The sequence below is a fragment of the Pelomicrobium sp. G1 genome, assembly GCF_051905455.1.
In the GTDB taxonomy this organism is placed as follows: Bacteria; Pseudomonadota; Gammaproteobacteria; order Burkholderiales; family UBA6910; genus Pelomicrobium.
On sequence record NZ_JBQACR010000001.1, the window covers coordinates 52,756 to 76,482 of the forward strand.

23 protein-coding genes are annotated in these 23,727 nt (G+C 66.5%); 16 read left to right on the forward strand and 7 right to left on the reverse strand.

Annotation, left to right across the window (positions count from 1 at the left end):
* Positions 1–5: 5 nt before the first annotated feature.
* The 8 genes from ACTFO6_RS00260 to ACTFO6_RS00295 all read left to right on the forward strand — a co-directional run bounded on the left by ACTFO6_RS00260 (position 6) and on the right by ACTFO6_RS00295 (position 7,383).
* Positions 6–1,037 carry a lipoate--protein ligase family protein gene (locus tag ACTFO6_RS00260; protein WP_439932772.1) on the forward strand — a complete coding sequence of 344 codons (1,032 nt, stop codon included), beginning with the start codon at positions 6–8 and terminating at the stop codon, positions 1,035–1,037.
* Positions 1,038–2,099 (forward strand): geranylgeranyl reductase family protein, encoded by a 1,062-nt coding sequence (locus ACTFO6_RS00265; protein WP_439932457.1) that lies wholly within the window; start codon positions 1,038–1,040, stop codon positions 2,097–2,099.
* 12 nt (positions 2,100–2,111) lie between these two features.
* Entirely contained in the window at positions 2,112–3,242 is a 1,131-nt protein-coding gene (locus ACTFO6_RS00270) for a radical SAM protein (RefSeq protein ID WP_439932458.1), read from the forward strand.
* A 130-nt stretch (positions 3,243–3,372) separates the two neighbouring features.
* Complete coding sequence (locus ACTFO6_RS00275; protein ID WP_439932459.1) at positions 3,373–4,710, forward strand: OmpP1/FadL family transporter; 1,338 nt, start codon at positions 3,373–3,375, stop codon at positions 4,708–4,710.
* A 108-nt stretch (positions 4,711–4,818) separates the two neighbouring features.
* Entirely contained in the window at positions 4,819–5,334 is a 516-nt protein-coding gene (locus ACTFO6_RS00280; RefSeq protein ID WP_439932460.1) for an SCP2 sterol-binding domain-containing protein, read from the forward strand.
* A gap of 34 nt (positions 5,335–5,368) precedes the next feature.
* Positions 5,369–5,791, forward strand: a complete 423-nt coding sequence (locus ACTFO6_RS00285; protein WP_439932461.1) for a hypothetical protein — start codon at positions 5,369–5,371, stop codon at positions 5,789–5,791.
* 204 nt (positions 5,792–5,995) lie between these two features.
* Positions 5,996–6,991 carry a lipoate--protein ligase family protein gene (locus ACTFO6_RS00290; RefSeq protein WP_439932462.1) on the forward strand — a complete coding sequence of 332 codons (996 nt, stop codon included), beginning with the start codon at positions 5,996–5,998 and terminating at the stop codon, positions 6,989–6,991.
* Positions 6,988–7,383, forward strand: coding sequence for a hypothetical protein (locus tag ACTFO6_RS00295; protein ID WP_439932463.1), 396 nt, complete (start codon positions 6,988–6,990; stop codon positions 7,381–7,383). Before ACTFO6_RS00290 ends, ACTFO6_RS00295 begins: the two co-directional genes overlap by 4 nt.
* 87 nt (positions 7,384–7,470) lie before the next feature.
* Here ACTFO6_RS00295 and ACTFO6_RS00300 read toward each other — a convergent pair whose 3' ends face one another.
* The 3 genes from ACTFO6_RS00300 to ACTFO6_RS00310 all read right to left on the reverse strand — a co-directional run bounded on the left by ACTFO6_RS00300 (position 7,471) and on the right by ACTFO6_RS00310 (position 12,769).
* The gene (locus ACTFO6_RS00300; RefSeq protein ID WP_439932773.1) at positions 7,471–10,296 is read right to left on the reverse strand and encodes a valine--tRNA ligase; all 2,826 of its coding nucleotides are present in this window, start codon (positions 10,294–10,296) and stop codon (positions 7,471–7,473) included.
* 463 nt (positions 10,297–10,759) lie between these two features.
* Positions 10,760–11,194: a DNA polymerase III subunit chi gene (locus ACTFO6_RS00305; RefSeq protein WP_439932464.1), complete on the reverse strand. Its 435-nt coding sequence runs from the start codon at positions 11,192–11,194 to the stop codon at positions 10,760–10,762.
* A 57-nt stretch (positions 11,195–11,251) separates the two neighbouring features.
* The gene (locus tag ACTFO6_RS00310; protein ID WP_439932465.1) at positions 11,252–12,769 is read right to left on the reverse strand and encodes a leucyl aminopeptidase; all 1,518 of its coding nucleotides are present in this window, start codon (positions 12,767–12,769) and stop codon (positions 11,252–11,254) included.
* 42 nt (positions 12,770–12,811) lie between these two features.
* Here ACTFO6_RS00310 and lptF point away from each other — a divergent pair, with 42 nt between their 5' ends.
* Both lptF and lptG read left to right on the forward strand, forming a co-directional pair.
* Positions 12,812–13,939 carry an LPS export ABC transporter permease LptF gene (gene lptF / locus ACTFO6_RS00315; protein WP_439932466.1) on the forward strand — a complete coding sequence of 376 codons (1,128 nt, stop codon included), beginning with the start codon at positions 12,812–12,814 and terminating at the stop codon, positions 13,937–13,939.
* Complete coding sequence (gene lptG / locus ACTFO6_RS00320) at positions 13,936–15,009, forward strand: LPS export ABC transporter permease LptG (protein WP_439932467.1); 1,074 nt, start codon at positions 13,936–13,938, stop codon at positions 15,007–15,009. Before lptF ends, lptG begins: the two co-directional genes overlap by 4 nt.
* Before the next feature lie 26 nt (positions 15,010–15,035).
* Here lptG and ACTFO6_RS00325 read toward each other — a convergent pair whose 3' ends face one another.
* The 4 genes from ACTFO6_RS00325 to ACTFO6_RS00340 are packed head-to-tail and all read right to left on the reverse strand — an operon-like array spanning position 15,036 to position 16,816.
* Entirely contained in the window at positions 15,036–15,449 is a 414-nt protein-coding gene (locus tag ACTFO6_RS00325) for an RDD family protein (RefSeq protein WP_439932468.1), read from the reverse strand.
* A gap of 22 nt (positions 15,450–15,471) precedes the next feature.
* The gene (locus ACTFO6_RS00330; protein WP_439932469.1) at positions 15,472–15,897 is read right to left on the reverse strand and encodes a DUF3106 domain-containing protein; all 426 of its coding nucleotides are present in this window, start codon (positions 15,895–15,897) and stop codon (positions 15,472–15,474) included.
* Positions 15,873–16,256 (reverse strand): DUF3619 family protein, encoded by a 384-nt coding sequence (locus ACTFO6_RS00335; protein ID WP_439932470.1) that lies wholly within the window; start codon positions 16,254–16,256, stop codon positions 15,873–15,875. The genes ACTFO6_RS00330 and ACTFO6_RS00335 overlap by 25 nt, the downstream gene beginning before the upstream one ends.
* Positions 16,253–16,816, reverse strand: a complete 564-nt coding sequence (locus ACTFO6_RS00340; RefSeq protein ID WP_439932774.1) for an RNA polymerase sigma factor — start codon at positions 16,814–16,816, stop codon at positions 16,253–16,255. The genes ACTFO6_RS00335 and ACTFO6_RS00340 overlap by 4 nt, the downstream gene beginning before the upstream one ends.
* Before the next feature lie 271 nt (positions 16,817–17,087).
* Here ACTFO6_RS00340 and ACTFO6_RS00345 point away from each other — a divergent pair, with 271 nt between their 5' ends.
* From ACTFO6_RS00345 to ACTFO6_RS00370, 6 genes are all read left to right on the forward strand, one after another.
* Entirely contained in the window at positions 17,088–18,785 is a 1,698-nt protein-coding gene (locus tag ACTFO6_RS00345; RefSeq protein ID WP_439932471.1) for an acetolactate synthase 3 catalytic subunit, read from the forward strand.
* 89 nt (positions 18,786–18,874) lie between these two features.
* Positions 18,875–19,366, forward strand: coding sequence for an acetolactate synthase small subunit (ilvN, locus tag ACTFO6_RS00350; protein WP_333841521.1), 492 nt, complete (start codon positions 18,875–18,877; stop codon positions 19,364–19,366).
* 85 nt (positions 19,367–19,451) lie between these two features.
* A complete protein-coding gene (ilvC, locus tag ACTFO6_RS00355; RefSeq protein ID WP_439932472.1) occupies positions 19,452–20,468 on the forward strand; it encodes a ketol-acid reductoisomerase in 1,017 nt (338 codons plus the stop codon).
* A gap of 28 nt (positions 20,469–20,496) precedes the next feature.
* Complete coding sequence (locus tag ACTFO6_RS00360) at positions 20,497–21,213, forward strand: phosphatidylserine decarboxylase (RefSeq protein WP_439932473.1); 717 nt, start codon at positions 20,497–20,499, stop codon at positions 21,211–21,213.
* Positions 21,214–21,293: 80 nt separating this feature from the next.
* Positions 21,294–22,070: a CDP-diacylglycerol--serine O-phosphatidyltransferase gene (gene pssA / locus ACTFO6_RS00365; RefSeq protein WP_439932775.1), complete on the forward strand. Its 777-nt coding sequence runs from the start codon at positions 21,294–21,296 to the stop codon at positions 22,068–22,070.
* Positions 22,071–22,182: 112 nt separating this feature from the next.
* Positions 22,183–23,718: a 2-isopropylmalate synthase gene (locus tag ACTFO6_RS00370; RefSeq protein ID WP_439932474.1), complete on the forward strand. Its 1,536-nt coding sequence runs from the start codon at positions 22,183–22,185 to the stop codon at positions 23,716–23,718.
* The last annotated feature ends 9 nt before the right edge of the window (positions 23,719–23,727 follow it).

Genomic DNA, 23,727 nt, shown 5'->3' on the forward strand with positions numbered 1-23,727 from the left:
AGAACATGGCCCTCAACCGGGCCCTGCTGGAGGCGCGCCAGGCGGGTGAGGCGCCGCCCACGCTGCGGTTTCTCCAGTTTCTCCCGTCAGCGCTGCTCGGTTACCACCAGAGCGCCGAGCAGGAGCTCGACCTGGAGCGCTGCGCCGCCGAGGGCATCGCCGTGCAACGGCGCATCACCGGCGGAGGCGCCATCTACATGGACCCAGGCCAGCTCGGCTGGGAACTCTACCTCTCCCGGCGGGAGCTGGGAACGGCGGATATGGCTGCCATCGCCCGACGCATCTGCGAAGCGGCGGCGGAGGGGATCCGCGCTCTCGGCGTCGATGCCCGGTACCGGCCGCGTAACGACATCGAGGTGGGCGGGCGCAAGATCTCCGGCACGGGCGGCGCTTTCGATGGGGAGGCGCTCATGTACCAGGGGACCCTGCTGATCCAGTTCGACGTGGAGCGCATGCTGCGGGTGCTGCGCATCCCCGCGGACAAGCTCTCGGACAAGGCGATCGGTTCCGCCCGGGAACGGGTGACGAGCCTCGCCGAGCTGCTGGGCGCTGCGCCGCCCCTTGCGGACATCAAGGCCCGTCTCGCCGAGGCGTTCTCCCGGGCCTTCGGCGTGGATTTCGTCCCCTCGGGGCTCACGCCGCCGGAGGAGGCCCGCTATCGTCAGGCCTTGGCGGAAATGGATCATCCCGACTGGGTGCACCTGCTCACCCGCCCCAGAACGGAGCAGCCCCTGCTGGAGGCGGCAGCGAAGTTCCCCGGGGGATTGGTGCGCGCCGCCGTCCTCTATGACGCCGCGGGCGAGCGGGTCAGGCAGGTCTGGTTCACCGGAGATTTTTTCGTGCGGCCGCGGCGGGCGGTGATGGACCTGGAAGCCCACCTGAAAGATGCGCCCCTCGAGCGCCTGGAAGAGCGCGTGGAGGCTTTTTTCGCTGGGCGGTCCGTGGACCTGCTCATGCTGAAGCCCGCCGATTTTGCCCAAGTGGTGCGCAAAGCGCTCGCGTCCCGATACCCCTCCTCCCAGGAGGAGCCCTCCTGAATGGTCCGGCGCTGCGATCTCCTGGTGGTCGGTTTGGGCCCTGCAGGAGGCGCAGCCGCGTGGACGGCGGCGCGCCGGGGGCTCCAAGTGATCGCCCTGGAGCGCAAGCGGGTGGTGGGCCTGCCGGTGCAGTGCGCGGAATTCGTGCCATTGCCCCTCGGCCGCTGGACCCGGGACCCCGGGGTGCTCTTGCAGCGGATCGAAGCCATGGAAAGCCGGCTGCCCTCGGGGCATGGGGAGCGCACCCCATTCCCCGGCTTGATGGTGGACCGGGCGGCCTTCGACCAGGCCTTCGTCCGGGCGGCCGCAGCGGCGGGCGCCCAGGTGGAGACGGGCACGTGCCTTGCAGGCATCGACCTGTCCCGGCGGCGGGCATGGGCGGAGGGGCCCGATGGGCCGCTGGAGGTGGAGTTCAAGCTCCTGGTGGCTGCGGACGGGCCCCGTTCCCGGGTGGCCCAGGCTTTGGGATTATCGTCCCTGGAATGCGTGGAGACTCGGCAGTACACGGTGCCCCTCACTCGGCCCAGCGCCGTCACCGAGGTCTGGCTCTCGAGTGACTATCCAGGCGGCTACGCATGGCTTTTCCCCAAGGGGCCCTGGGCCAACCTGGGATTGGGCCTGGACCGGGCCTTCGCCCCCGACTTGAAAGGGCCCCTGGAAGCGCTCCATCGCCGGCTGCAGGAAGAAGGCCGGGTGGGCCGCGAAATCGCGTCCCGTACGGGCGGCGCGATTCCCGTGGGGGGCTTGCGCCCGGCGCTGGTCCACGGTCCGGTGCTGTTCGCGGGCGACGCCGCGGGCCTCACTCACCCCATCACCGGCGCGGGCATACCCGCCGCGGTGATCTCGGGGGAGCGCGCGGGACAAGCGGCGGCGGAGGTCCTCGCGGGCCGAGCCCGGGCGCTGGCCGATTTCGAAGAGGACGTGCGGGATCAGTTCGAAGACTCGGTGGCGCGGGCGGTGCGCCGGCGACGGGCGATGAGCGCCGGGTGGCGGACGCCCAGCGCCCGGACCGACGCGTTCCACCGTCGCGGCTGGATCGCGTTTGCAGAGTATTTCGCTTGAAGGAGAAAACAGATGAACGCCGTGCCGGAAGCTCAGCCGATCCGCTTCTACCGCCCCAACTACCACATCAAAACCCCCCAGATGCGTTCGCCGGAGTACGTGCAGATGAGCACCGCCGCGGCCATCACCCTGGGGCTCGTCCCCGGGCGGATGTACCGCACCGCCTGCACCCACTGTCTCAACCTGCTGGTGACCTATCCGGAAGGCTGCCGGGCCAATTGCGCTTATTGCGGGCTCGCCCGGCACCGGGAGGAGGCCCGGGACTACGCCGACCGGAATTTCATCCGCGTGGACTGGCCCACGGTGCGCTACGACGAAGTGATCGAGCGGGTGAAGGCCGCGGAAGACCGGGGGCAGTTTCAGCGCATGTGCATTTCCATGATCACCCACCCGAATTCGGACCAGGACACCTTCGCCCTCCTGGAGAAATGGGTGCGGGAAATCCAGCACATTCCGGTGTCCATCCTTTCCAATCCCACCACCATGGAGAAGGAGGACTTGAAGCGCCTAAAGGCCATGGGCGCGGACATCTTCACCGTGGCCCTGGACGCAGTCACGCCAACCATCTTCGACCGCACCCGGGGCAAGGGGGTAGACAGTCCCCACAAGTGGGAAAAGTACTGGCAGGCCATCGAGTGGGCCGCCGAGGTGTTCGGCCCCGAGAAATTCGGCGCCCATCTCATCTGCGGCCTGGGGGAGACGGAGCGGGAGATCCTCACCGTGGCGCAGCGGATCAAGGACATGGGGGGGCACAACCACATGTTTGCCTTTTTCCCGGAGCGGGGCTCCCTCATGGAAGACTGGCCGCCGGTGGACCGGGCCCAGTGGCGCCGGGTGCAGCTTGCCCGGTTCATCATCGATTACGCCGGCGGGCGTATCGACGACATGCAGTTCGACGAGGCGGGGCGGGTCGTTGACTTCGGGCTTCCCGAGGACGAGCTGGAGGCCCTGATCCGTTCGGGCAAGCCCTTCCGCACCTCCGGTTGCCCGGGCAAGGACGACGAGGAAGTCTCCGCCTGCAACCGCCCCTACGGCGATTCTAGCCCGACCGATATCCGCTCCTTCCCTTTCGCCCTGAATCGCCGGGACGTGGCCATCGTCCGGCGCCAGATGCGGAGCGAGGACCGGGTACCTAGTGAATAAAGAGGCAGTCTTTTCAAGGTATTAAAGCAGAGTTGACATTAGCAATGAATAATATTGAAATTTAATAAAAATAACCCTAGGATGTTCGTGGAAAAACGGCTCGTTCGAGCCCACTTTCAGGAGGGCAACAATGAGGAGACAGAGGAAAACCCTGGCCACGGCGTTCACCCTGGGCTGCGCCTGCTTGTCCGGCGCCGCCCTCGCCACCGACGGCTATTTCCAGGAAGGCTACGGCATGAAGAACAAGGGCATGGGGGGCGCGGCGACGGCCCGGGCCGTCGATGCCTTCGGCGGCGCCAACAATCCCGCCAGCATGGCCTTTCTCGGCAACCGCCTCGACGTCGGCATCGGTGCCATGGTCTTCAGCCCGATCCGGGAGTCTAGCCGCTTCGGCAGCGGAGTGGCGGGCATCGACGGAACCGCGGAAAGCGACCGGAAGTTTTTCTTGATTCCCGAGTTCGGGGTGAACTGGATGCTTACCCCCAATCTCGCGCTGGGCGTGACCGTGTATGGAAACGGCGGCATGAACACCGATTATCCCGGCGGCCAGATTCCGGCGGCGAGCGCCTGCGCCGCGTTCAACCCGGGCAAGCCCAGCTACAACCTGCTGTGCGGCGACGGGCGCCTGGGCGTCGATCTCGCCCAGGTGATCATCGCCCCCACCTTGGCCTACAAGTTCCACCCCGATCATTCCATCGGCGTGGCGCCTCTCCTCGCCGGCCAGCGCTTCGCGGCGAAGGGGCTCCAGGCGTTCGCCGGCTTTTCCACCGATCCCGCCAACTTCACCAACCGCGGGCACGAGACCTCCGTCGGCGCGGGGGTGCGCGTGGGCTACTTCGGCAGGCTCGCACCAGGCCTCTCGGTGGGCGCCGCCTACGCGACCAAGATCTACATGGACGAGTTCGACAAGTATAAGGGCCTCTTCGCTGAGCAGGGCGATTTCGACATCCCCGAGAATTACAACGTGGGCATCGCCTGGCAAGCCACCCCGAAGCTGGCCATCGCTTTTGACTACCAGCGCATCAACTACAGCGACGTGAAATCGGTCGGCAACCCCAGCGGCCTGTTGCTCGGCTGCGCCGGGGGGAATCTCTCCAACTGCCTGGGCGGCTCGAACGGAGCAGGCTTCGGTTGGCAGGACGTCAACGTGTTCAAGCTGGGCGTGGAGTACCAGTACAACCAGCGCTGGACCCTGCGCGCCGGCTACAACCGCAGCGACAACCCGATCCGGGCCCAGGACGTCACCATCAACATCCTGGCGCCCGGGGTGATCCGGGACCACGTGACCCTGGGGGCGACGTACGTGACACCGACGGGCGGCGAATGGACATTCTTCTATATGCATGCCTTCAACACCGGCGTCACGGCCCAGTCGTTCTTCACCAACTTCGGCGCACCGCCGACCACGACCGAGACCATCAAGATGTATCAGAACTCGATCGGGGTCGCCTATAGCTGGAGGATGTGAGCGGCTCGCGTGCGCTTCGGCCTCGGCTTCCAGGGGGGCGCGGGCGCCGAGGCTCGGGGGCCCCCGGGAAGGAGGGTTGGGGCGCTTCAATTCGATAAAGGAGGAGAGATGGCCAGGAAGGTGGGGCTCGGTGTGGCGCTTGTTCTGGCGGCTGCGCCGGCGGCGTGGCCGGCGCCGGTTTTGATGTCAACTGAATGGGCCCGGGCCCTGTGCGCCGCGTGGAATGCCGACCCCGTGCTCACCCGGCAATTGGTCGAATCGGGATGGGTCAAGAATCATGCCGGCCGTGGCTATAAGGTCATGCAACTCTACCGCCAGGACTGCCCGGACAGCCTCCGCATCGAGTTGCGGGTGAGCGAGCAGGACGGCAGCGCGCTGTGCGTCTACGGCGGCGCAGCCGAGTCCAAGCTCGATTCGTCGGCGGACTACCTGATGTGGGCGGAGACGAAGCGCTGGCAGGAGATGGGCCGCGGCGAATACGGCCCGATGCGCGCCATGTTCTTCAACCGCTTGCAGTTCGAGGGGCCCCGCTTCGAGGCGATGGGCAACATGGGGCCCTTCGAGAGCTTCTTGCTCCTGGTGGGCAAGGTGCCGGGCGATGCCGCCTCCTGCCCCGCGCGGTAGAATGGGAGTACCTGCGAGCGATCCCGCGGGCGACATGAAACAGATCAACCTCACCGACATCAGCCGGCTCAAGAACGAGCTCAATAAGTACCGCAAGGGAAAAAAGCTCGACATCGTGCACTTCAACCAGGCAGCGCGGCTCGCCTGGCTGGGCCGCATCGTCCTGTGCCCGCTGGACCCGGAGGATCCCGACTGTGAAGCGTATCTCCTGTATCTGCCGCCGCCCGATGAGTTGACCGCTCGGGTGCTCACCTTAGACGAGGTGGACCAGAACGGGCATCCGTTCCTGGGGCAGATCCACGTGCTCGATGGCGAGCAGGGGCGTCACTTGGCGGACATCTTTCGCGAGGGCATGGAGGCGCGGGTCAAGGCTTTGCAAGCGTTGGAGCAGCGCGACTTCTATTTTGCTTGCTTTTTCGAAACCCGTCCCGAAGGTTCAGCGGGCGAGCAACAGTAGGCGTCCCGCCAAGCGTCGGGCTCGTGTTTTGGCGTTGGATTGCTGCCAAGCCGCGGCGCCGGCGCGTGATACCACCTCGCCGCCCCAAAGCCCATGGGTAAGCCCGTCCTCTCCCCGCGGCGACCGCCCTCCCCTTTGGGAGCGGGCGAGCACAGGCAGGGGAATACTTCTGTGTCGGAGATGGAAGGATCATAAGGGCGTGGGATGCGGAGCGCGCGACTGATCAACGTGGGATTCGTGACAGGAGAGGTCCTGCACGCCACTTATGCCGCGGTCGCCAGGTGCATGAAGGATGACGATCCGCCTGCCATCGTCTGGGGTCAAGCCGCGGAGCATGTCAGCATCGGCCAGCACCAGTCCCGCGAGGCTGAGCTGGCGGCCGAGCTGGAAGTGCCGGTGGTGCGGCGGCCCCTGGGGGGCGGCTGCGTGTGGATCGATCCGGACCAGTACTGCTTTGCCATCGTAGTGCCCCAAGCGCGGTTCCGGGGGCGGCCCGCGCAATGGGGCGACTGGGCGCTGGCGCCGGCGCTGGACACTTACGCTTCCTTCGGGCTCGCCGTGGAGCGCGTGGAGCAAGACCTGTGGTGCCGCGGGCGCAAGATCGCCGGCAGCGGCTCGGCCAGCATCGGACGAGCCGCGGTGATCGGATCGAGCTTCCTGTATCGCTTTCCCGCCGAGCGCTTCGGCCGCTGTGTTGCCTCGCCGAGCGAAGCGTTCCGGGTCTGGCTGGTGGAGGAACTGACCGAGGCTGTCTCGGACTGGGCACGGGAAGGCGAGCCTCCGCCGGAAGAGGCGTTGCTCGAAGCGTTCCGCAGCGCTTGTGCGCGGCGCCTCCGTTGGCATCTAAAGACGGCCACTCTGACCGATGAAGAGCTCTGCGCCCGGGCAGGGGCGCTTGAGGAGGTGGAGGAGCCCTGGTACACCCCCCCGCGCCGCGCCGTCCGGCACGGCCTCAAGCTCAACGCGGCCCGTTTTCTCATCGAACGCCGAGCGGGCGAGGAGTGGGTGCGGCTTGTGATCGACCGCAAGCGCATCGCACGCATCGCCGCTTCGGACGACGAGGTGCAATCGTGTCTGGAGGCGACTCCCGGCCTGCCGGTCGATCAGGGCACTCTCCAGAGGGCCCTGGCGGCGCTGTCTGCGGATCGCTCGGCCCGCTGGTCCCGGTTCATCGTCGAAGCCGCTGCCGGTGTGCCATGACCATTCCCACCGTCAAAGCGCGCCTTGAGCGCAAGCTCATCGTCATGACCACGGACCCGCTGTTGCTGGACGAGCTGCGCGCCGCGCTGCCGTCGGGGTGGACGCTGGTCGAGTGCACTGATCTGGAGGCGCTCGGCGGCTACCAGGACGTGCTGCTGCATCGGTTCATCCTGCTCGACCTGGACGAAGCCCAGGCCTTCGACCCGCTGGCGGTCATCGAGCAGGTGCGCATGGAGATGATGCTCAACGTGCCGATCTTGTGCTTCGGCGGAGATCTGGCCACCCGGGATCAGGCGCGCCTCGCCCGGGCCGACCGCTTTTTCGAGCGGGAGGAGATCGTGGAAAAGCTCAAGCTCTACTGCGACCAGTTCGGCTGGGGCGAAGGGCGCTGATCAGGGGGCGTCCTGCGAGCAGGGTGCGCTTGACACGGCGTCTGTGGCTGCGTTCTTTGCGCCGAAAGGTGGGGTGAGGGAAAAAGCTCAGGCCGGGGGCAGCTTTTCCATCTGGCCCCTGAGCTTGTCCAGGGTGTCGCGGAAGGCCTCCAGGCGCTGGCGTTCCTGGGCTACCACCGCCGCCGGCGCCCGCTCCACGAAATTGGGATTGGCGAGCTTGGCCTGGGCTTTCTGGATCTCGGCTTCCACCCGGGCGAGTTCCTTGGCGAGGCGCGCCCGCTCGGCCGCCACGTCCACTTCCACCTTCAGCATGAGCTGGTAGTCGCCCGCAATGGCCACGGGCGCGTCGGCGGGGGGCAGGCTGCCCTCCACCGCCTGAACCTCCGACAGGCGGGCCAGGGCCCGCAGTGGGGCGGCATGGGCCTCGATGAGCGTTCGCGGACCGACCGCCAGCAAAGGGACCCGCTGGGAGGGCGACAGCCCCATCTGGCTGCGCAGGTGCCGGCAGGCGTTCACCACCTCCTTGAACGCTTGTACCCGGGCCGTGGCGGCCTCGTCGATCCTGTCCGGGTCGGGCTGGGGATAGGGCGCCAGCATAAGGGTATCGCTTTCCTTCTTCCCCGCCAGGGGCGCGACCCGCTGCCACAGCTCCTCGGTGATGAAGGGAATGAAGGGGTGCGCCAGGCGCAGCAGCGCTTCCAGCACCCGCACCAGGGTGCGGCGCGTCCCGCGCCGGACCGCCTCGCCCCCCTCGGCGAGCTGCACCTTGGCGAGTTCCAGGTACCAGTCGCAGTACTCGTCCCAGACGAACTCGTAGATCGCCCGGGCGGCCAGGTCGAAGCGATACTCGGCCAGGGCGTCGATCACCTGTTGCTCCGCCTGTTGCAGGCGGCCGACGATCCAGCGGTCGAAGACCGAAAGCTCGACAGGCGCCCCCTCGTCGAGCCCGCAATCCTGCCCCTCCGTGTTCATCAGCACGAAGCGGGTGGCGTTCCATAGCTTGTTGCAGAAGTTGCGGTAGCCTTCGCAGCGGTTCAGGTCGAAGTTGAGGGTGCGGGCGAAGGTGGCCAGAGACGCGAAGGTGAACCTCAGGGCATCGGCGCCGAAGGCGGGAATGCCCTCAGGAAAATGGCTGCGGATGTACTGCTCGATCCTCTCCTTGTGCTCGGCGCGGAGCAACCCCACCGTGGATTTGGCCAGCAGCTCGGGCAGTGAAATCCCGTCGATCAGGTCGATGGGATCGATGGTGTTGCCCTTGGACTTGGACATCTTCTGGCCTTCCGCGTCGCGCACGATGGCGTTGATATAGACGTGGCGGAAGGGCGCCTTGCCGGTGAAGTGCTTGGTCATCATGACCATGCGGGCGACCCAGAAGAAGATGATGTCGAAGCCGGTCACCAGCACAGAGGAGGGAAGATACAGCTCCAGGTCCCGGGTCGGCTCCGGCCAGCCCAGGGAGCTGAAGGGCACCAGGGCCGAGGAAAACCAGGTGTCGAGCACGTCGGGATCGCGCCGCAGGGGGCCGGTATAGCCGGCGGCTCGGGCCTGGGCGTAGGCCTCCGCCTCGGTGCGGGCGACGAACACCCGGCCTTGCTCGTCGTACCAGGCGGGGATCTGGTGGCCCCACCAGAGCTGGCGGGAGATGCACCAGTCCTGGATGTTCTCCAGCCAGTGGTTGTAGGTGGTGGCCCAGTGCTCGGGAAAAAACCTGACCTCGCCCCGCGCCACCGCTTCCAGCGCCATCTGGGCCAGGGACTTGCCCGGGAAGAGGGTTCCCTCGGGGGCCGGGGCGGACGTGGCGACGAACCACTGGTCGGTGAGCATGGGCTCCACGACGACGCCGGTGCGGCCGGAGCGGGGCACCTTCAACCGGTGGGGCTTCTCGGAGACGAGCAGCCCCTGGGCCCGCAGGTCTTCCAGCACGCGGTGCCGGGCCTCGAAGCGGTCGAGCCCTCGATAAGCCGGGGGCGCCTGGTCGTTGATCCTGGCGTCCAGGGTGAGGATGTTCAAGGGCGCGAGCGCGTGGCGCGCCGCCACCTGGTAGTCGTTGAAGTCGTGGGCCGGGGTGATCTTCACGCACCCGGTGCCGAATTCCGGGTCCACGTGCTCGTCGGCGATGACCGGGATCGTCCGCCCGGTGAGGGGCAGGGTGACCCCTCTGCCGACCAGATGCCGGTAGCGCTCGTCATCGGGATGGACCGCCACCGCCACGTCCCCCAGCATAGTCTCGGGGCGGGTAGTGGCCACCACCACCGCCCCCGAGCCGTCGGCCAGGGGATAGCGGATTTCCCAGAGCCGGCCGTCCTCCTCTTCGCTGTCCACCTCCAGGTCGGAGACCGCGGTGCCCAGCACCGGGTCCCAGTTGACCAGGCGCTGGCCCCGGTAGATGAGCCCCTGCTGGTAGAGCCGCACGAAGACCTCGATCACCGCCCGGGACATGCGCGCGTCCATGGTGAAGTAGCCGGCCCGCTGGCCCTCGGTGTCGGCATAGGTCCAATTGGCCGAGACGCCCAGCCGCCGCATCTGGCGGGTGATGGTGGCCCCCGAATGCTGTTTCCACTGCCACACCCGCTCGACGAACTTCTCCCGGCCCAGGTCGTGCCGGGTCTTGCCTTCAGCTTCCAGCTGGCGCTCCACCACGATCTGGGTGGCGATGCCGGCGTGGTCGGTGCCCACGATCCAGTTGGCGTTGTAGCCCCGCATGCGGTGGTAGCGCACCAGCACGTCCATCAGCGTCTGCTGGAAGGCGTGCCCCATGTGGAGCGTTCCCGTCACGTTGGGCGGGGGGAGCTGAATGCAAAAGACCGGTCGATCGGGCTCGTCGCGGGCGGCGAAATACCCGCGGGACTCCCAGTATTCGTACCAGCGTTGCTCGATCCCGCGCGGATCGAAGCTTTTGGCGAGTTCTCCCATGGGCGGGGGCGAGGTCGAAAAGCTACGTATTATAGGGCCCAAGGGCATGGACGGGACCCCGCTCCCGGGACGGGATTCCGCGCCGGGTGCCATGACGGTCAGGGCCACCGCCCGGGCGGCTTGCGCGATCAGGGTTTCCCGCTGCCCTTCGGGGAGCGCCGGGGCCAGATGGGCGCGCAGGACGCCCGCGATGCGGCTTTCCCACGGCTCGCCCGCTCGCAAAGCGTCCTCGGCAATCTCCTCCCGGAGAACGGGCAGGCCCTCTTCATCTTCTGCGCTTTCCTCGAAAGCGACCGGCTCGGGCTCCTCCAGAACCTCGCTCAGGAGGGGGAAGGGATCCGGGTCCTCGGAAGACGCGGGCTCTGCCTGCCGCGGGCGATGCTTGGCGAGCAGCGCGTCCAGCTTGGCGAGCAGCGCGTCCGTTTCGTCGATGGATCGGGACGCCTCGGTCATGGGCGCGAGCTCAGTCTCGTCCCCTCAAAGCGGAGAGGTCGTGATGATGGATGGCGTAGCCCCGCTGCTGGTAGAAGCGGTAACGCTCCCGGGCCGCCTGACTGTCCGCCTCGTCGGTGGAGACGATCTCCACCAGCCGCTGGAAGCGGCTGAAGAACGTCGGCCACCCCAGACACAGGTTGATCAGCACCTCGTCGTGGGGCAGCGGCTCGGGCGCATGGTCCACGATGACCGGCGTCGCCGCGGCGAGGGGACTGGCGTTGCGGCAATGGGGAATGAAGCCGGTAGCAGGCACGGTCCACAACAGCCGGTCCACTTTTTCCGTCGTTTCCCCGTCCGGCGTCAGCACCAGCACCCGCAAGCCCTGCTGGAACGCCTTGGCCGCCAGCCGGCAGGCGGTGGCGAGCTTATCGTCGACGCGGGTGTAGAAGTCGATCTGGGTCATCAGAAGCTAGGATTCAGAGGACAGAATTCACCCATTTTTGCCCTTTGCCATCGAGAGTTATCTTCCTCCTTCGGCTTTCCGTCCCCTGGCTTCTGTAACGCGGTTGATGAGAAACTGGGTGAGCAGGGGCACGGGGCGACCGGTGGCGCCCTTCTCCTTGCCCGACTTCCAGGCGGTGCCGGCGATGTCTAGATGGGCCCAACGGAACTTCTTGGTGAACCGGGCGAGGAAGCAGGCGGCGGTGATGCTGCCCGCCGGCCGGCCGCCGATGTTGGCCATGTCGGCGAAGTTGCTTTTGAGTTGTTCCTGGTAGTCTTCCCACAGGGGCATCTGCCAGACCCGGTCCAGGGCTTGCTCGCCCGCCCGGATGATCTCATTGGCGAGCGCCTCGTCGTTGCTGAAGAGGCCGGTCGCCACATGGCCTAGGGCGATGACGCAGGCGCCGGTCAGCGTGGCGATGTCGATCACCGTGGCGGGCTTGTAACGCTCGGCGTAGGTCAGGGCGTCGCACAGGATCAGGCGTCCTTCCGCGTCGGTGTTCAGGATCTCGATGGTCTGGCCGGAGAGGCTGGTCACCACGTCGCCGGGCTTGCTGGCCCGGCCGCCCGGCATGTTCTCCGTCGCCGGGATGACGCCCACCACGTTCATGGGCAATTGCAGTTGTGCGAGGGCTTTGAAGGTGCCCAGCACGCTGGCTGCGCCGCACATGTCGAATTTCATCTCGTCCATGTCCTGGGCGGGTTTGATGGAAATGCCCCCGGTGTCGAAGGTGACGCCCTTGCCCACCAGGGCGACGGGAGCCTGTTTCCGGTCTGCGCCGTGGTACTCGAGGATGATGAGCTTGGGGGGCTCGTGGGCTCCCTTGGCCACGGCGAGCAGGGCGCCCATGCCCAGCTTTTCCATGTCCTTGCGCTCCAGCACCTGGACCTTGAAGTCGTAGGCCTTGGCCATGCCGGTGGCCTGCTCGGCCAGGTAGGAGGGGGTGCAGATGTTGCTCGGCAGGTTGCCCAGGTCTTTCGCCAAGTTCATGCCGCAGGCGATGGCTTGGCCCTGGTGCAGGCCTTCTTCTGCCGGGCTCACGTCAGCCCGCCGGGGCACCGCCAGCGTGAGCTTGCGCAGCCGGCGGGCTTCCTCCGGCTTGCTCTTCAAGCGGTCGAAGCGGTAGGCCGTCTCCATGGCCGCCACGACCGCCGTCGAGACTTTCCACGCCACGTCCCGCTTTTTCACCTCCACCTCCGGCAGGCATAGGGTCGCCTCGGCCGCGCCGCTCTCAGCGAGGGCGCGCACGGCCGCAGCCACGGCGTTGCGGTACTCCTTTTCCCGGAACTCCCGCTCCGGTCCCAGGCCCGTGAGCAGCACCCGGTCGGCCAGGATTCCCGGCACTTTGTGCAGCATCAGGGTGGAGCCGGATTTTCCTTCCATATCGCCGCGGCGGAGAATGTCGGAAACAAAGCCCTGGGCGGCGCTGTCGATGGCCTGGGCCGGAGCGCTCAATCGGTGCGGCTCGAACACGCCGACCACCAGACAGGCGGTGCGGCTTTTCTCGGGGGCGCCGCTTTTTATGCTAAATTCCACGACTAACTCCTCGTCTGGATTGCGTTTTTAGGTCTTTCGCGAATGCCGAATTATCCCCGCTCAGGCGCGTATAAGTCAAAGAACGCGCCGCGGATCTTCACCCGAAGCGCCTTACGCGAGTTCTCCACCACCGGGATCGTGGTCTTCGTGGTGGTTCTGGCCATCACCCTGGTCACCCAGGTGATCCGCCTGCTGGACCAGGCCGCTAGCGGGTCGATTCCCGCCGAGGGGGTGTTGGCACTCCTCGGTTTCCGCACCTTGAGCTATCTCGCGCCGCTGCTCGCCGGCACCACCTTCGTCGCCATTCTGTTGAGCCTGAGCCGAGCCTACCGGGACTCCGAGATGGTGGTGTGGTTCAGCGCCGGATTGAGCCTGACCGCCTGGGTGCGCCCGGTGCTCCTGTTTTCCGTGCCGATCGCCTGCATTGTGGCGGCCCTCGCCCTTTTCCTCTCGCCCTGGGCCATCGCCAAGAGCGAGGAGCTGAGGCAGATCCTCCGCACCCGGGATGACGCCTCCCTCGTGAGTCCCGGCACCTTCCAGGAATCGCGCCACGCCGACCGGGTCTTCTTCGTCGAGGCCGTAAGCCAGGACAAGCAGCGGGTGGAGAACGTGTTCGTGCAGTCGATGGAGAAGGACACCGTCGCGGTGATGGTGGCCCGCATCGGCCGGGTGGAGACGGCGGAGAACGGTGACCGCTTCCTGGTCATGGAGAGCGGCGCCCGGTTCGACGGCCCTCCCGGCTCCCCCGAGTACAGGATCATGCATTTCGACCGCTACGCGGTGCGCATCCAGCAGGCGGAGGCTCGCCCCGCCGTGCCTTCCACCAAATCCCGGCCCTTCCTCGAGCTGCTGGAAAACCGCACGCCCGAGCATGTCGCGGAGCTGGGGCGGCGGCTGAGTCAGCCCATCAGCGCCGTGCTGCTTGCCCTCCTGGCGATCCCCCTGGCCCAGGTGAACCCGCGGGCCGGGCGGTCCCTCAACCTGGTCATGGCGATCCTCATCTACATGATCTACACCAACACCTTGAGCGTGGCCCAGGTCTGGGTGGCGTTCCAGCGGATCGATCCGGCCCTGGGGTTGTGGGGGGTGCATGGGGCGATGCTCGCGTTCATCGCCGCCTTCTTCTATCGCCGGCTTTCGGTGTTCAGCCTGGGGCGGTTGCGGGCATGAAGGTCCTGCGGCGTTACGTGGCGCGGGAGATCTACTTGGCGACCGGCCTGGTGTTCGCGGCGCTCATCTCCCTCTTCATCATCTTCGACTTGATCCACGAGCTGAGCGACGTGGGCAAGAGCGCCTACCGGGTGTCCCAGGCGGTGGCTTACGTGCTCTTGAGCGTTCCCGGCCACGCCTACGAGCTGTTCCCGATCGCGGCCCTGATCGGCACCGTGGTCGCCCTTTCCCAGTTGGCGGCCCACTCCGAGCTCACCGTGATCCGGGCCTCGGGCGTGTCCCTCTACCGGCTGGCCCTGGCGGTGTGCCTGGCGGGCCTCACCCTGGCGCTCATCACCCTGGTGGTGGGGGAGTTCATCGCCCCGGCGAGCGACCGGGCCGCCCAGCGGCTGCGGCTGCGCGCCACCAGCACGGTGGTGGGACAGGAATTCCGCTCCGGCTTGTGGGTCAAGGACGAGGGCAGCTTCATCAACGTGCGCCAGGTGCACCTGGATTTCTCCCTGCGCGGGGTGAAGATCTTCCAGTTCGACGATGGGTTTCACCTGCGCTCCATCAGCTTCGCCGAGCGCGGCGAATACCTGGGGGATCACTGGTGGTCCTTGTCCAACGTGGTGCGCACCGAATTCCAGGGAACGGAAAGCCGAGTGGTGAGGCTCCCTCAGGAGCGCTGGCGATCGGTCTTGAGCCCGGAAGTGATCAACGTGCTGCTGGTAGATCCCCACAAAATGACCCTCGCCAACCTGTGGAGTTACATCCAGCACCTGCGCGAGAACCGGCAGAACAGCACCCGGTTCGAGATCGCCTTGTGGCGCAAGGTGGTGTATCCCGGGGCGGTGCTGGTGATGATGTTGCTCGCCATCCCCTTCGCCCAGCACCAGCGCCGTGCCGGCGGGGTAGGAGCCCGGGTGTTCATCGCCATCATGGTGGGCCTGGGCTTCCACTTGTTGAACCGCCTGTTCGCCCACCTGGGAGTGCTCAACGAGTGGCCGCCGGCCTTGAGCGGCATGGGCCCAACCGCGGCGTTCCTGGGTCTTGCCTTCGCAGCCATGTGGTGGGTGGAGAGGAGGTAAGCCGGCCGCGGAGCCCGTGGGCCAGCTCAGCCTTTTTCCTGGACGATCCGGGTTCCCGCCAGGCGGTCATGGAGGAACTGGCGTTCCCGGTCCAGGAGCGCCCACAGGAAAGCCGGCAGGAGCAGGGTGAGGGTGGCCGTCAGGAAGCGCAGCACGGCCTGCTGGGCGGACACCGGGCCCCCGTCGGCGGACATCAGCCGCAGGCGCCATGTTTTCATGGCGAGGGTCTGGCCGCCGTGGGTCCACTGCCCCACGAAGTAAGCTCCCGAGACCGCCAGCAGATAGGTCTGGGTCAGGGGACGCAGCGCCGGCTCCCGGGCGCCGGGCACTGCCAGCAGCAGCGCCAGGTCCGCGATCAGGAGGACTGCTAAAAGCAGCAAGCCGTCGTAGAGGAGGCTCAGAAACCGGCGCCCGAGGCTGGCGTAGGCCGTGGGAATCATGGGGTGGGAGGCGCCAAGCTGGCTATCGGGAGGCAGGCGGGACGCCGGCGTCCGGCTTGGCCTCCTCTGCCTGGAATTCGCTGTATTCCTGCCATTTGCGCTTGATTTCCCGGCGCTTCTCCGGCGGCATCTGCTTGAGGTTCTGGTAGTTCCTGCGGGCGAGCTCCCGCTCTTCGGGGGTGAGCCGGCTCCACTCCAGGAGCCGGGATTGGAGTCGCTTCTGCTGCTCCGGGGTGAGCTTCGGGTATTGCCGCGCCACGCCCAACAGCTTTTTCTTTTGCACGTCGGAAAAGCTGTCCCACTCGTTGGCCAGGGGCGCCAGGATTTCCCGTTGCTTGGGCGTCAGCTCCGACCAGGAGGGTTGCCGCTCCCCCGCCGCGGTCAAGGGGCTCGAGAACACGCCGAGCAATGCCAGCCACAGGACTATTGCTCGGAATGCTGGAGCCATGAAGGGAATTGGGGGTGGAGGTAAGCGCGTACCGGAAGGTCGCCCGAGAGCAGCGCAGCGTCCAGCTCGCCGGGATCAAGGGGGCTCTCCCGCTGGGACCAGAAAACGACCGCCACCGCCAGGGCGACCGCCACCACGCCTGCGGACCTCCACAAGCGCCAGGGGGAGTGTCCGGGTAGCCCCAACCCCCGCCCGCGGCCCGCTCCCGCCAGGTCCATGGCCGGCTCTGTTGTCCGGTGGCGGGCGATGGCCCGCTCCCGGGCCTGCTCGAGGCGGGCGCCGACGGCGGGATCCAGGTCTTTTAACCCGTCATCGAGCAGCGCGCGGATCTTTCCAGCCAAGCGTGTCTCGTCGTTCATAATTCGATGCCCTTGGACCGCAGCCATTGGGCCAAGGCATGGGTCGCCCGGGAACAGTGGGTCTTCACGCTGCCCTGGGAGCAGCCCATGATGCGGGCGGTCTCGGCCACATCCAACTCTTCCCAGTAACGCAAAAGGAAGGCTTCCCGTTGACGGGCAGGCAGGCTCTGGATGCCTTGCTCAAGGATAGCAAGCACTTGGGAGCGCTCCAGGCGCTCCGCAGGACCCTCCATGGCGTTGGAGGCTGCAGCGGGTTCGAGAGTTTCGAGGGGATCCTGCTCGGGGTCCCGGCCCGGCACGAGCGCCGAGGCTAGGGTGGTCCACATGCTGGCTACTTTCTGCCGGCGGAACGAATCGCGGATAACGTTCTGGAGGATGCGCTGAAAGATGAGGGGCAACTCCTCGGCCGGGCGTTCTCCGTATTTCTCGGCCAGCCGCAACATGGCCTCCTGGACGAGGTCCAGTGCCAGGTCCTGGTTCTTGACCGCAAACAGGGCCTGCTTGTAGGCGCGGCGTTCTACGCCCGCCAAAAAGTCGGACAGTTCCCTGGAGGTAGCCAGCTTGCATCAACCTCGGGGTGGACCAAGAGATCGGGAAACCCTTACAAAAGGCGCCCCATGGTAGCAAAAAAGTCGTGATGGCAGTGAGACTGCCCCGGGCCAGGGCGTCGGTGCCCGAACGGCCCCGCAGGGCCCGCCGGGGGCGGAATTTCCCGACCGGGCAAGCCCTTGCCCTGGAGGAGTGGTTGCCTTCCCCGGGCTTGACCGGATCTTTTCTTATCGATATCGTTTCACGTTTATTCTCGATTACCAGGTTTTTCAGGCAGATCCGATGGAACTGACCGGCGCAGAAATCGTGGTGCGCTGCCTCCAGGAGGAAAAAGTCGACTACGTGTTCGGCTATCCCGGCGGGGCGGTCCTGTACATTTACGACGAGCTGTTCAAGCAGGACAGGGTCAAGCATATCCTGGTACGCCACGAGCAAGCCGCGCTCCATGCCGCCGACGGCTACGCCCGCGCTACCGAAAAAGTGGGCGTCGCCCTGGTGACCTCGGGACCGGGCGTCACTAACGCGGTCACGGGCATCGCCACCGCCTACATGGATTCCATTCCGCTGGTGGTCATCACCGGGCAGGTGCCCACCCACGCCATCGGCCAGGACGCCTTCCAGGAGTGCGACACGGTAGGCATCACCCGCCCGTGCGTGAAGCACAACTTCCTGGTGAAGGACGTCAAGGACCTGGCCATTACCATCAAGAAGGCGTTCTACATCGCCTCCACGGGGCGCCCGGGGCCGGTGGTGGTGGACATCCCCAAGGACGTGACCACGGCCAAGTGCGAATTCCGCTACCCGGAGACCGTGTCCATGCGCTCCTACAACCCGGTGGTGAAGGGGCACGCCGGGCAGATCCGCAAGGCGGTGCAGTTGATCCTAGAGGCCAAGCGGCCCATGGTCTATTCCGGGGGTGGGGTCATCCTGAGCAACGCCTCGGAGCTCCTCACGGAATTCGTCCGGCTGCTGGGCTTCCCGTGCACCAACACCCTCATGGGCCTGGGTGGCTTTCCGGCCACGGACCCCCTCTTCGTCGGCATGCTGGGCATGCACGGCACCTACGAGGCCAACATGGCGATGCAGCACTGCGACGTGCTGGTGGCCATCGGCGCCCGCTTCGACGACCGGGTGATCGGAAACCCCAAGCACTTCTACAACCCGGAGCGCAAGATCATCCACATCGACATCGACCCCTCCTCCATTTCCAAGCGGGTGAAGGTGGACGTGCCCATTGTGGGCAACGTGCGCGACGTGCTGGAGGAGCTGCTGCGTCTGCTCAAGGAAACCCGGGAGCGGCCCGATCCCCAGGCGCTTAAGGCGTGGTGGACCCAGATCGAGCTGTGGCGCGCCCGGGACTGCCTGCGCTACGACCGCTCGAGCCCGGTCATCAAGCCCCAGTACGTGCTGGAGAAGCTCTACGAGGTGACCCGCGGGGACGCTTACGTGACTTCGGACGTGGGCCAGCACCAGATGTGGGCGGCCCAGTTCTACAAGTTCGACAAGCCGCGGCGCTGGATCAATTCCGGGGGGCTGGGCACCATGGGCTTCGGGCTGCCCGCGGCGATAGGCGTGCAGCTCGCCCATCCCGAGGCGATGGTGGTGTGCGTGACCGGCGAGGCAAGCATCCAGATGTGCATCCAGGAGCTTTCCACTTGCAAGCAGTACCGCCTGCCGATCAAGATCGTGAACCTCAACAACAAGTACCTGGGCATGGTGCGCCAGTGGCAGGAATTCTTCCATGGCAACCGCTACGCCGAGTCCTACATGGACGCCCTTCCTGATTTCGTCAAGCTGGCCGAGAGCTACGGGCACGTGGGCATGAAGATCGAAAAGCCCGGCGACGTGGAGGGGGCGCTGCGGGAAGCGTTCTCCATGAAGGATCGCCTGGTGTTCATGGACTTCATCACCGACCAGGCTGAGAACGTTTTCCCCATGGTGCCCGGTGGCAAGGGCCTGTCCGAGATGATCCTGGTCTGACGCCATCGTCGACGATGGTCACGACGATGGGAGAACGCGATTCCGACCACCCGCCCCAGTCCCTTGTCTTCTGACTTCTGGTTACCGAAATGCGCCACATCATCTCCCTCCTGATGGAAAACGAGCCCGGGGCCCTGTCGCGCGTGGCTGGGTTGTTCTCGGCGCGCGGCTACAACATCGAGTCGCTGACGGTCGCTCCCACCGAGGATCCCACCCTCTCGCGCATGACTATCGTCACCTCCGGCTCGGACGACGTGATCGAGCAGATCACCAAGCAGCTCAACAAGCTGATCGACGTGGTGAAGGTAGTCGATCTGTCGGACGGCGAGCACATCGAGCGGGAGCTCATGCTGGTCAAGGTGCGGGCGGTGGGCAAGGACCGGGAGGAGATGAAGCGCATGGCGGACATCTTCCGCGGGCGCATCATCGACGTGACCGACAAGGCCTACACCATCGAGCTGACCGGTACCGGATCGAAGCTGGACGCCTTCCTGCAGGCGATCGAGCGCAGCGCCATCCTGGAGACGGTGCGCACCGGCGCCTCGGGCATCGCTCGCGGCGAGCGGATCCTCAAGGTTTGACGGCACCGATCGTCGACCCGTTTCATCGAGCCGCGCCGCGCCGGCCGCGGCGTTCGGCCGCCAACAACCATCGAAGAGGAAAACCATGAAAGTCTATTACGACAAAGACGCCGATCTGTCGCTGATCAAGGGGCGCAAGGTCACCATCGTCGGCTACGGCTCCCAGGGCCACGCCCACGCCAACAACCTGAACGACTCCGGGGTGAAGGTGACCGTGGGCCTGCGCAGGGGGGGTGCTTCCTGGGACAAGGCCAGGAACGCGGGGCTCGCGGTGAAGGAGGTGGCCGAGGCGGTCAAGGGCGCGGACGTGGTCATGATCCTGCTTCCGGACGAGCATCACGCCCGGGTTTACCGTGAGGAGATCGAGCCCAACATCAAGAAGGGGGCGGCCCTCGCCTTCGCCCACGGCTTCAACATCCACTTCGGCCAGATCGAGCCTCGCGCCGACCTGGACACGATCATGATCGCGCCCAAGGGTCCCGGCCACCTGGTGCGCTCCACCTATATCCAGGGCGGCGGCGTGCCTTCGCTCATCGCCGTGCACCGGGACGCTTCCGGCAAGGCCCGGGATCTTGCCCTCTCCTACGCCTGCGCTATCGGCGCCGGCCGGGCCGGGGTGATCGAGACCACTTTCCGCGAGGAGACTGAAACCGACCTCTTCGGGGAGCAGGCGGTGCTGTGCGGCGGCTGCTCGGCCCTGGTGCAGGCCGGTTTCGAAACCCTGGTCGAGGCGGGCTATGCGCCGGAGATGGCGTATTTCGAATGCCTGCACGAGCTCAAGCTCATCGTGGACCTGATGTACGAGGGCGGCATCGCCAACATGCGCTACTCCATCTCCAACACCGCCGAGTACGGGGATTTCACCCGCGGCCCGCGGATCATCAACGAGCAGACCCGCGCCGAGATGCGCAAGATCCTTGCGGAAATTCAGAGCGGGGAGTTCGCCAAGGAGTTCATTCTCGAGAACCAGGCAGGGGCGCCCAAGCTCAAGGCCCTGCGGCGCATGGGCAAGGCGCACCCAATCGAGGTGGTGGGCGAAAAGCTGCGGGACATGATGCCGTGGATCAAGCAGAACCGCCTGGTGGATCAGAGCAAGAATTGAAGCGCGGGACCCGCAGGGCGCCGCCCGGATGCGGCCCGCGAATGCCCGCTCCGGGGCGGGCGAGCCGATGAACTACCCCCATCCCCTCATCGCCCGGGAAGGCTGGCCGTTCGTCGCCGTGACGTTGGCGACGGCCCTCGCCGCAACGTTCCTGCTGGGGGCATGGTCGGCGCCCCTGTGGCTGCTGTTCGCCTTCGTGCTGCAGTTCTTCCGCGACCCGCCCCGCCCCGTTCCCCAGGGGGCGGGGCTGGTGCTTTCGCCCGCGGACGGACGGGTAGTGTCGGTGGAGGCCTGTCGCGATCCGTTCATCGAGCGCGACGCGCTGCGCATCTCGGTCTTCATGAACGTGTTCAACGCCCATTCCAACCGCAGTCCCGTGGACGGCCGGGTGGTCAAGCGCTGGTACTTCCCGGGCAGGTTCTTCAACGCCGAGCTTTCCAAGGCCTCCCTGGAGAACGAGCGCAACGCCTTGTGGCTCAAGACCCCGGAGGGTTTCGACGTCACCTGCGTGCAGGTGGCGGGGCTGGTAGCCCGGCGCATCCTGTGCTACGTGGACGAGGGTGCCCGGCTCGGCCGCGGCGAGCGCTACGGCTTCATTCGGTTCGGCTCCCGCCTGGACGTGTATCTTCCCCGGGGAGCCCGGCCCCGGGTAGGCATCGGCGACAAGGTCTACGCGGCGAAGAGCGTCATCGCCCGGTTGCCCGTCACGCCGGGCGGCAATGCCGTCGCTGGCGATTTCGGTTAAGCTTTGATGGATTTGGCGGGGGCAGCGGCTCCCGCGGGAAGCCATGGCGAGGCTCCTTGACTGCTGCGGGTGAGCGCCCGATGCTCCACGACCCGAACCGCAAGGCCCTGCTCAACCCTGCCGTGCGCCGGCGGGGGATCTACCTTCTGCCTAACCTGTTCACCACCGCGGCTCTCTTCGCTGGTTTCTACGCCATCGTCCAGGCGATGAACGGACGCTTCGAGCACTCGGCGGTGGCGATCTTCATCGCTATGGTGCTGGACGCCCTGGACGGGCGGGTGGCGCGGCTCACCCATACCCAAAGCGCCTTCGGCGCCGAATACGACAGCCTCTCCGACATGGTGTCCTTCGGCGTGGCGCCCGCCCTGGTGGTGTACGAGTGGGCGCTGCAGGGGCTGGGCAAGCTCGGATGGCTGGGCGCGTTCGTCTACTGCGTCGGCGCGGCGCTGCGGCTGGCCCGCTTCAACACCAACATCGACGTGGTGGACAAGCGCTACTTCCAGGGATTGCCGAGCCCAGCGGCGGCGGCTCTCATCGCCGGACTGGTGTGGATCATGCACGACTACGACGTGAGGGGCCGGGAGGTCATGTGGCTTGCGTGGATCGTGACGGTTTTCGCGGGGGTGAGCATGGTGAGCAACCTGCGCTTCTACAGCGGTAAGGACGTGAACCTACGCAAGAGCGTCCCGTTCGCCGTGCTGCTCGCCCTGGTGCTCGCGATCGTGCTCATCTCGAGCGACCCCCCGACGGTGCTGTTCCTGCTGTTCGTCGGCTATAGCCTTTCCGGCTACGCCCTGTGGGTCTGGGAGCGCTTCAAGCGCCGCCGCCTCAAGACGCCGCCCGGGGCCGCCCCTTGAGCTCCGGGCGGGGGACGGCGCGGCGGCGCTGGCCGTTTTCCCGGGAAGGCCGGCAAAATAGACGCGGGCTCGTGCGGGCGGTGCCGTACCGAGCCGGACGGGAGACGAGGCCATGGAAGACAGGCTGATCATATTCGATACCACGTTGCGCGACGGCGAGCAGAGCCCCGGCGCGTCCATGACCAGGGAAGAGAAGCTACGCATCGCCCGGCAGCTCGAGCGCATGCGGGTGGACGTGATCGAGGCGGGCTTCCCCGCCGCCAGTCCGGGCGACTTCGAGGCGGTCAAGGCGGTGGCCGAGGCGATCAAGGACAGTACCGTATGCGCGCTCGCCCGGGCCACGGAGCGCGATATCCAGCAGGCGGCCCAGGCCATCAAGGGGGCGGCTTCGGGGCGCATCCATACCTTCATCGCCACCAGCCCCATCCATATGCAGAAGAAGCTGCGCATGGAGCCCGACCAGGTGGTGGAGCAGGCGGTTAAGGCGGTGAAGTGGGCGCGCCAGCATTCCGACGACGTGGAGTTCTCCCCCGAGGACGCGGCCCGCTCCGAGATCGACTTTCTATGCCGCATCCTGGAGCGGGTGATCGCGGCGGGGGCCACCACCATCAATATCCCGGACACGGTGGGCTACAGCATCCCGGAGCAGTTCGGGACGCTGATCCGGCAGTTGCGCAACCGCATCCCCAACGCCGACCAGGTGGTGTGGTCGGTGCACTGCCACAACGACCTGGGCCTGGCGGTGGCCAACTCCCTGGCGGCGGTGCTCAACGGCGCGCGCCAGGTGGAATGCACCATCAACGGCCTGGGCGAGCGGGCGGGCAACGCGGCGCTGGAGGAGATCGTGATGGCGGTGCGCACGCGCCGGGACATATTCCCGTGCGACACCCGCATCGACACCACCCAGATCGTCCCGGCGAGCCGGCTGGTGGCGGGAATCACGGGTTTCCCCGTGCAGCCCAACAAGGCCATCGTGGGCGCCAACGCCTTCGCCCACGAATCGGGCATCCATCAGGACGGGGTGCTCAAGAGCCGGGAGACCTACGAGATCATGCGGGCGGAGGACGTGGGCTGGGCTGCCAACCGCATGGTGCTGGGCAAGCACAGCGGCCGCAACGCCTTCCGCACGCGGCTCAAGGAGCTGGGCATCGAGATCGAGTCGGAGGAGGTGCTGAACGCCGCGTTCGCCCGGTTCAAGGAGCTGGCGGACAAGAAGCACGAGATCTTCGACGAGGACCTGCACGCCTTGATGAGCGAGGAGGCCCTCGCCCTGGACCAGGAGCATTACCGGCTCGTCTTCCTCAAGGTCTGCTCCGAGACCGGGGAAACCCCCCTCGCCCGGGTAATGCTTTCCGACAACGGGGTGGAGCGCACGGGCACGGCCACGGGGAGCGGCCCGGTAGACGCCACGTTCAAGGCGATCGAGTCCATCGTCAAGAGCGGCGCGGAGCTGCAACTCTACTCGGTGAACGCCATCACCAGCGGCACCGACGCCCAGGGGGAGGTCACGGTGCGGTTGCAGAAGGGCGGGCGCATCGTGAACGGCCAGGGAGCGGACACCGACATCATCGTCGCTTCCGCCAAGGCCTATATCCACGCCCTCAATCGGCTCCAGGCGCCCGGCGAGCGGGCCCACCCGCAGCTATAGCCCTGGGTT